At 34.7% G+C, this 1,036-nt stretch carries 1 protein-coding gene; it reads right to left on the bottom strand.

Going from position 1 to position 1,036, the window contains the following annotated elements:
- Positions 1-229: 229 nt before the first annotated feature.
- Positions 230-730, bottom strand: a complete 501-nt coding sequence (locus T489_RS0112360; protein ID WP_037320150.1) for a stringent starvation protein B — start codon at positions 728-730, stop codon at positions 230-232.
- Between the last annotated feature and the right edge of the window lie 306 nt (positions 731-1,036).

The raw sequence follows: 1,036 nt of genomic DNA, 5'->3' as shown, positions 1-1,036 counted from the left end.
CGGAGGATTAACCACTGAGAAAAATCCTCAGCATTGGAGTGCTGAGGATTTGTTGATTTGCCCATAGTTACACAAAAAAGTGCAAAGAATGGGATATTACAACAAGAATCAAATACTGGAAAAAGTAAAAGGCCGAACTCCCCGTGAAGTAAGGAATTCAGCCTTTTACTAAGGTTAAGTTCAATCTGGTCAACTTACTAGGTTCTTTAAGCTTAAACTTGTCAACCTTTTATTCAACTATTTCTAAAGTAGGTTTCTTATGCTCTACTTTCTTTTCTCCACTTTCAGGAGCAGATGAAGGAACGTTCTCCTTACTGCCAGTATTCTCAACTTCTTCCACTGCAGAAAGGTGACCTTTACTGGTTCCTGCATCTGAGTGTTCGTAAAAATCATCATAACCGGCTTCAGGAAGCAGATACATTCCCAACTTAGGATCTTCTCGTGGGTAAATAGATGTCACCGCAATCATTGGCACATAAACAGAGTGAGGAACACCACCAAATCTTGCATTAAATGAAATTCCTCGATTATCTATTTTCAAATTTAATACTGCGCGAGGAGATATATTTAATATTATTAACCCGTTTTGAGCATACTGCAAAGGTAAATCAACTTCTGGAAAATTGACATTGACTGCAATTTGCGGTGTTAGCAGATTATCAACCATCCAATCGTACATTGCTCTCAGAACATACGGTCTGCATGGAGGCACTTTAATACCATCAGACATAGACACTCCTACATAAAATCATCTACCTTAAATAATATCATATAAAACAACAATTAAATATACGAATAAGGTTTTAACATGAAATTTTTGCGATTATTATCGATTATAAAGACAAAATACGCTCATTATTAATAACTTGATTCTTTGAGCAACACTTCTTACCTATTCTTTGAAGATATAGTTACATTTAAAAAATAAATTTCCAAGATGACCCCAAATAATGGGGACTTCTTTTGTTTTTTATGATATCATAGGTACATATATACATGTAACTATATAGGAAAAATTATGGCTGTTATTGATGCT

Source organism: Ruminobacter sp. RM87 (assembly GCF_000701925.1).
GTDB lineage: Bacteria > Pseudomonadota > Gammaproteobacteria > Enterobacterales > Succinivibrionaceae > Ruminobacter > Ruminobacter amylophilus.
Note: the sequence above shows the minus strand (reverse complement) of the source record. Positions and strands in the feature narration are given on the sequence as shown.